Consider the following 6,821-nt stretch of genomic DNA (forward strand, 5'->3'; position numbering starts at 1 on the left):
ACCTCCTCGATGAAGGCCAGAGGCACGCCTGCCGAGCGCGCGCGTTCGGCGAGGCGCCCGCTCTGGCGTCCACGCCACGAAGCCCTCCTGGGCTCGCTGCTGCTCGCGATCCATGCGGCACTCGCTCTCTGGGGGGCGGCGAGCAACTCGGTGACCTTCGACGAGAACTTCCACGTTCCCGACGGCGTGGTGGTGGTCTCCCGTGGGGACTTCGCGGTCTCACCCGTGAACCCGCCGCTGGTCAAGGCCGCCCAAGGCCTCGCGGCCCTGGCCGCGGGTGCGAAGCTCCCTGCGGTCGCTGCGGTGGCGACCCACGATCAATGGGTGGTCGGTGAGTCGTTCATGCGAGCGAACGCGGATCGCTATCACCGCGTGTTCCTCGCCGCCCGCGTGGTGGTCATCCTGCTCTCGGTTGCCCTCGGCCTGCTCGTCTGGGTCTTCGCCCGCCGGCTCTACGGACCTGCCGGAGGACTGCTCGCCCTCGGTTTCTATGCTTTTTCGAGTGAGGCCCTCGCGCACGCCGGGGTGGCGACGCTCGACCTGGCGACCGGCCTGGCCATCACCGCGGCGCTCTATGCGTTCTGGATGTTCACCCGGACGGGCTCGTGGCGCTGGTGGGCGATCCTGGCCATCGTCGTCGGGCTCGCCGCGCTCACGCGTTTCACGACAGTGACGCTGGCGCCGATGCTCGTGATCCTCACCGCGCTCGGCACCCTGCTTCGCCGCATTCGCCGGCCCGCTCGCGTTTGGGCCGGGCTCGCGCTGCTTCCCCTCACCACGCTGGCCATGCTCCAGATCGGCTATGGCGGCCGCACCTCGTGGCAGCCCCTCGCCGAGCAGACGTTCCAGTCCAGGAACTTCCGGTCGCTGCAGCAGATGGCCCCATGGCTGCGACTGCCGGTCCCCGATGCCTTCGTGAGGGGACTCGACATCCAGGGACGCGAGGGACAAGGCGGTACGCCGACCTACCTCGCGGGGCAGGTGCGAACCGGGCGCGTGTGGACCTACTTCCCGCTCGCGCTCCTCGCCAAATGGCCGCTCGGCCTCCTCGCCGCGCTGCCCGCACGCGCCTGGGTGATGGCTCGGAGGCGGCGACGGCGCTGGCACGAGTGCTTCGTCGTGCTGCCGATGGCGCTGTTGCTGCTCGCCGGAATGGCGGTTCTCACGCTCAACATCGGGATTCGCTATCTCTTCCCGATCGTCCCGCTGGTTTGCGTCTGGCTCGGCGGATTCGTCGACCCTGCCCCGGCCCCACGCCGGCAGCGCAGCGCACGGCGATGGGCGCGGCTCGGGACCACGTTGGCGTTGCTCCAGGCCATCGAGGTGTCTTCGGCGTCTCCCTGGTACCTGGCCTTCTTCAATCGCGCGCTCGGTGGAGTGGGAGGCGGCTACTGGCTGGTGAACGATTCCAACGTCGACTGGGGACAAGGATTGATCGCTTTGCGCGAAGAGCTGCGACGTCGCGGCATCACGCAGATCAACCTCACTTATCATGGGACCACCGATCCCGCGGTCTACGGCATCGAGTATCTCCCCTATCTCGGCGGCGATCCCGACCGTCGCAGCGAATGGATCGCGGTCAGCAGCTACTACTACGTGGGTCTGTGGCAGCGCATGACCACGCGCGAGGGCCGAACCCCTTTGCCTGCCCGGATCGATTTCAGTGGCTTGTGGAATCAACGGCCTGTGGCCAGGCCGGCCGGCTGCATCTACCTCTACCGCGTCGAGCGATGATCAGGCAGCGTCGAGGTCGGGCTGGGAAATGTCCGGATAGGAAGGAAGGTGCCCGACCACCGGCTCGTTCCCCGGCAGGTCCACCGGGCGCAGCTGCCCGGTCTCGAGCAGCGAGAGGAACACGTCCACCACGGCGGGATCCCACTGGATGCCCGAGCCGGCTTTCAAGCGGCGCACGGCCTCGTCGTCGCCCAGAGACCTGCGATAAGGCCGGTCGCTGGTCATCGCGTCGTACGCATCGACCACGGAGATGATCCGGGCGCCCAGCGGAATCTGCTCGCCGCGCAGACCGTAGGGGTAGCCGCTTCCGTCCCAGTGCTCGTGATGCGAGAGGATGATGGGCGCCACGTCACCCGCGAAGCGCATCGGGGCCACGATCGCGGCGCCGTACTCGACGTGCTTCCGGAGCTCGGTCTGCTCCTCGTCGGTGAGCTTGGTGGGCTTGCTCAGCAGCTCCTCGCGAATGCCGATCTTGCCGATGTCGTGGAGCACGCCCGCATACCGCACGACGCGCGTCTGCTCCGCGGGAAGTCCGAGCGCGAGCGCGGTCTGCTCGCTGTAGCCGGCGATTCGGCGCAGGTGGCCTTCGGTGTATGGATCCTTGATCTCCACCCATCGAGCCATGGAGAACACCACCATCTCGGTGCTCTCGAGCTGATCGGTGAGCCGCTTGATGCGAAGCTGAGTTCGGATGCGCGCGCGCAGCATCGTGTACTCGAACGGCTTGGTGATGAAATCGTCGGCCCCCGATTCGATGCCGCGAGTGCGCGCTTCGGCGTCCTGCATCCCGCTCAGGATGGTGACCGGGATGAGCGCCGTCGCCACGTTCTCCTTCAGGGCGTGGCAGACCGTGAAGCCGTCGATGCCGGGCAGCTGAACGTCCAGCAGGACGAGGTCCGGCGGATACTCGGCGACCCGCTCGAGGGCCTCCTCTCCGGACGCCGCGGGAATCGTGACGTAGCCCTCGCGCTCGAGGAATCTGCTGAGCACGTCGCGCACGCGCGGATCGTCGTCGACGAGCAGGATTCGTTCGGGCATTCCCGTCCCCCGGGGAGTGCGAGTCGCAGAGGACCTCTGGATTCGCGGCACTCGAGTCTTCGGGGTTATCGGCCCCGAGGCGTGAGGGCTTGAAGCCTTCCCGCGACAGGGACTTGGACGGTTCCTGGACAGGACTTACGATGGGACGGACTTCGGCAGCCCAGGCGCTGCCGAAGGTGGCGAACATTGACCTCGAGGAGCTCGAACGCCGCGATGAACTCCCTGCTGGTGCTGGCCACCATCAATCTGGTCCTCGGCGGCCTCGTGTTCCTGCTCGGGATCCTGATCCTGAGAGAGAACCCTCGCCAGCGGCTGAACCGCGTGGTCTCCCTGATGATGTTCTTCGGGGGATTCGGCGCGCTGCTCACCGCACTAGGGCTGCTGCAGGCCCGGACCGGCGCTCTGACCGCGGCCACCTCCGCGGCGGCGGCGGGCTCGACGGGCACGGTCCAGCACTTCACGTATCTGTGGGAATTCTTTTTCCCGAGCCTTTTCCTGTTCGCCTGCCTGTTCCCACAGGAGCGGCGTTTCACCCGCCAGCGCCGGCCCCTCGGATTCCGCTGGCTGCCGCCCTTCGAGATCCTGGTCTACCTGCCGCACCTGGTCCACTTCGGGCTGCTCTTCGTTCTGAGCCTGGCGGGCCCGTGGCTCGAGCCTCGTCCCGCGGGGGGTGGAGTGCTCCAGATCGTGGCGCCCTTGCTCACCATCGGACGGCTCTTCCTCGGGCTCTTCCTGTCGGTCCACCAGGCGTTGTTCTCGCTCGTGAATCTGGTGTTCGGGATCGGGGCGGTGGCCCTGCTGGCCGACAGCCTCAGCCACACCCGCGTGCCGCGCCTGCGCCAGCAGCTGCGGGCGATCATGATCGGCATGACCGCGTGCCTCGTGCTCTACAGCATGGGCTCGCTGATTCCGACGTTGTTCGACCTGAACATCTCGGCGACGGCGCGGTCCGCCTTCACCGCCGGCGCCCTCACCGTCGGATCGGGCGCGATCGCCTATGCGATCGTTCGCCACAAGTTCCTGGACGCCAAGCTGCTGGCGCGCCGCGGCATCCTCTACGGCCTGACCACGGCCGCCCTGGTCGGCTTCTACCTGGCGGTGGTGGTGCAGATCAACCGGCTGCTGACCAGCATCGCCGGCGTCGACGCCCGAGTGATCGAGCCGGTCTTCCTGGTGTTTGCGCTGGTGGCCTTTCAGCCCGCCATGTCGCGGCTCGAAGAGATGCTCGACCGCCTGCTGCTGCGCGATCCCGGGGACCACCGCAACGTCCTCCGCAACCTGGGCCGAGATCTGCAGACCACGATCGAGCTCGAGACACTGCTCACCAACTCGATCCGCACCATCGCGGAGTCGCTGATTCTGCGCCGCGCGTACGTGATGGCGTTGCCGCGCGACGGCCTCATCCTGCGCATCGGCGCCGGCGACGCGATTCCGGAGCACGATCTCGGGCAGCTTCGTCCCATGGTGTCGCGCTGGCCGGAAGATCGATCGCTGCGGGTCTCGGAATGCCTGGAGTCGTTCGAGGAAGGCGAGCGCGCGCTGCTCCACGATCGCATGAGCCTCGCGCTCATCATCCCTCTGCGGTGGCGTGGAGAGACGGTTGGCGCGCTCCTGCTCGGGGACAAGATCACCGGCACCGAGTTCACCTCGGAGGATGTGTCGCTGCTGACCTCCCTCGCGGCTCAGATGTCGGTCTCGCTGCAGAACGCGCTCCTGGTCAGAGACCGGGTCGGGGTGGCGCGTCTCGAGGAGGAGCTGAGGCTCGCTCGGCAGATCCAGCGCTCGTTCCTGGTGTCGGAGTTTCCAGACACCTCACGCTTCGAAGTGTACGCGCTCAACATTCCGTCGAAGGAAGTGGGAGGCGACCTCTACGACCTGGTCCCTGCCGCCGACGGGGGCCTCGTGCTCGCGGTCGCGGACGTGGCCGGAAAGGGCGTTCCGGCGGCGCTCCTCTCGGGCATGCTGCAGGCCTCTCTCCGCACTCAGGCGGCATCGATTCCCTCGGTGGCCGAGATCCTCCGCAACATCAACGCGCTGGTCTATCGGGGCACCGCGGTCCACCAATTCGCGACGTTCTTCATCGCCCGCATCCGGCCCGACGGGCGCATGTCCTTCTCGAACGCCGGACACAATTACCCGGTGGTCGCGCGCCGGAACGGCGGTCAGGTGCTGCTCGAGCGGGGCGGGCTCGTGCTCGGGGTCATGGAGTCCGCCGAGTACGAGGAGGATGCCATCCACCTCGAGACCGGGGACCGGCTGGTGCTCTATACCGACGGCATCACCGAGGCCGTGAACGCCGAGGGCGAGCTGTACGGCGAGGAGCGGCTCTACGCGGTGATCGCGGGTCTGCCGCACGACCTCTCCGCGCGCGAGGTTGCGGACCGCATCCTGGGCGAGCTGGAAGTCTTCAGGAACGGCGTCGAAGCGCTCGACGACATCACGCTCATGGTGCTGCGGGTGCTGGAGCCCGATCCCGCGCACATCGGAGCCGAGCGCCAGCAGCTGGTGGGAACCCGCGGCTAGCGGAGCAGGATGAAGCCGCCGCGGGCCGAGAAGCCTCCGCGCTGCGCGGCGCGCACCCAGTAGCGTCCGGGAGTGGCCGGACGGCCGTCCTGGTCGCGCCCATCCCAGCTCACGCGGGCGAGCAGCGACGTGCCCGTGCCGATCGGGGGCGAGGTGAGGCGGCGCATGACGCGGCCCTGGAGGTCCATCACCGCGAACTCCACGGGCTGGCCGGGCGCCAGCGCGCCCGCCAGGTTCCATTCCCCCAGCAGTCGGAACTCCGCGGCGCCCCGCGCGGGATTGGGCGCGATGAGGAGCCGAAGGCCCGGACCGTGACTCGGCGAGACGAGATCCGCCACCCCGGTGACACCCGAGGCACCGCTCCGCAGCACCAGCACGCGATTGGCATCGGAGCACAGGAGATCGGGGGAGGAGGTCTCGCCCAGGAAGTCGCGGAAGCGCAGCGAGAGCGTGGAGCTCGAGAAGGCGCCGAAGGTCCCCGTGCGCAAAGCCCGTCCCTCGGTCCAGCTCGATCCGATGTCGAGGACGACCGGCGCCTGATAAGGAGGCGACGCGAGCGGATGGATCTGCCCGAGCTCGGGCGGAACCGGCATGCGGAGCAGCGTGGCGCCCGTCGTTCCCATCGCGGCACCCACGTAGCCGAACAGGCTCGTCGCCAGGCCGATCGCCGGACCCTCGACCTTCTGGACCAGGGCCAGGAATGGAGGCTGGCCGTGGGGCGCGCTGATCAGCTGCACACCGCCCGCGGCCGCGGCGACCACGCAATAAAGCGAGTCTCCCGATCCGCTCTGCATCCAGGCGACGTCGCGCGCATACGGCGTTCCCCAGGCCGCGGAGAGGGTGACGTTCCCGATCGGCGTGAAGGACACCGTGGCCGGAGAGCCGAGGGCCTCGACGCCGTGGAACGTGACGCCGCCGGCGCCGTCGGCCACGGCCATCTCGGGATTGGGCCCGCCGCGCAGCTCGAGGTCCAGCGCGTTGCCGCCGGTCGGGAGCGAGCCGGCGAAGTAAGGAACGCCCGGGAGCGAGTCCAAAGCCGCGAGGACGTCGATCGCGTAGACGCCCGCGCCGGTTCCCGGAGCGGTCAGCGCGGGATTGAATCCGACGGCGGTGGGCGTGGAGCCGGTATCCGCCGCCGCCACGAGCGCGATCACCCGCCCTTCGGGACTGCGGAACCATTGCACGTCGGTCGCGAACCCCGGGATCGGCAATCGCCGAAGGATGCGATCGTCGATGCCGTCTCCGTCGAGGTCGTACCACGTCTCCCAGGTCACCCCTGGCAGATCGACGATCTCGCGAAGGTCGACCAGCATGAGACCGCCGGTGCCGGCGGCGAGGAGTCCGAGGTCGAGCACTTCCTGCGCGCTGTTGACGAAGCCCGGCACCACGTCGATCGAAGCCGAATAGGTCGGCGGGCGGATGCGCCCCACGTAGCGGTCGTCGAGGCTGTTGTTGTCGAGGTCGACCGGACCCATCTGGCGGAGCGCCGAGTCGCGCAGCACCTTGATCCCCAGCCGTCCCGCCGG

At 68.5% G+C, this 6,821-nt stretch carries 4 protein-coding genes; 2 read left to right on the forward strand and 2 right to left on the reverse strand.

All coding sequences use genetic code 11. The annotated features are described in order from the left end of the window. Positions 1-9 precede the first annotated feature (9 nt). Entirely contained in the window at positions 10-1,734 is a 1,725-nt protein-coding gene (locus VFQ05_08210; GenBank protein HET9326740.1) for a glycosyltransferase family 39 protein, read from the forward strand. Here VFQ05_08210 and VFQ05_08215 read toward each other — a convergent pair whose 3' ends face one another. Continuing rightward, positions 1,735-2,772: an HD domain-containing phosphohydrolase gene (locus VFQ05_08215; GenBank protein ID HET9326741.1), complete on the reverse strand. Its 1,038-nt coding sequence runs from the start codon at positions 2,770-2,772 to the stop codon at positions 1,735-1,737. A gap of 213 nt (positions 2,773-2,985) precedes the next feature. Here VFQ05_08215 and VFQ05_08220 point away from each other — a divergent pair, with 213 nt between their 5' ends. After that, a complete protein-coding gene (locus VFQ05_08220; protein ID HET9326742.1) occupies positions 2,986-5,295 on the forward strand; it encodes a GAF domain-containing SpoIIE family protein phosphatase in 2,310 nt (769 codons plus the stop codon). Here the strand turns inward: VFQ05_08220 and VFQ05_08225 are convergent. Further along, positions 5,292-6,821, reverse strand: a 1,530-nt coding sequence (locus VFQ05_08225) for a hypothetical protein (GenBank protein ID HET9326743.1), incomplete at its 5' end; no start/stop codon positions are given. The genes VFQ05_08220 and VFQ05_08225 overlap by 4 nt on opposite strands.

Source organism: Candidatus Eisenbacteria bacterium (genome assembly GCA_035712145.1).
GTDB lineage: Bacteria > Eisenbacteria > RBG-16-71-46 > RBG-16-71-46 > RBG-16-71-46 > DASTBI01.

Coding starts and splice junctions, on each gene's coding strand:
- VFQ05_08215 (HET9326741.1), bottom strand. CDS start 2,772: ATGCCCGAACGAATCCTGCTCGTCGACGACGATCCGCGCGTGCGCGAC.
- VFQ05_08220 (HET9326742.1), top strand. CDS start 2,986: ATGAACTCCCTGCTGGTGCTGGCCACCATCAATCTGGTCCTCGGCGGC.
- VFQ05_08210 (HET9326740.1), top strand. CDS start 10: ATGAAGGCCAGAGGCACGCCTGCCGAGCGCGCGCGTTCGGCGAGGCGC.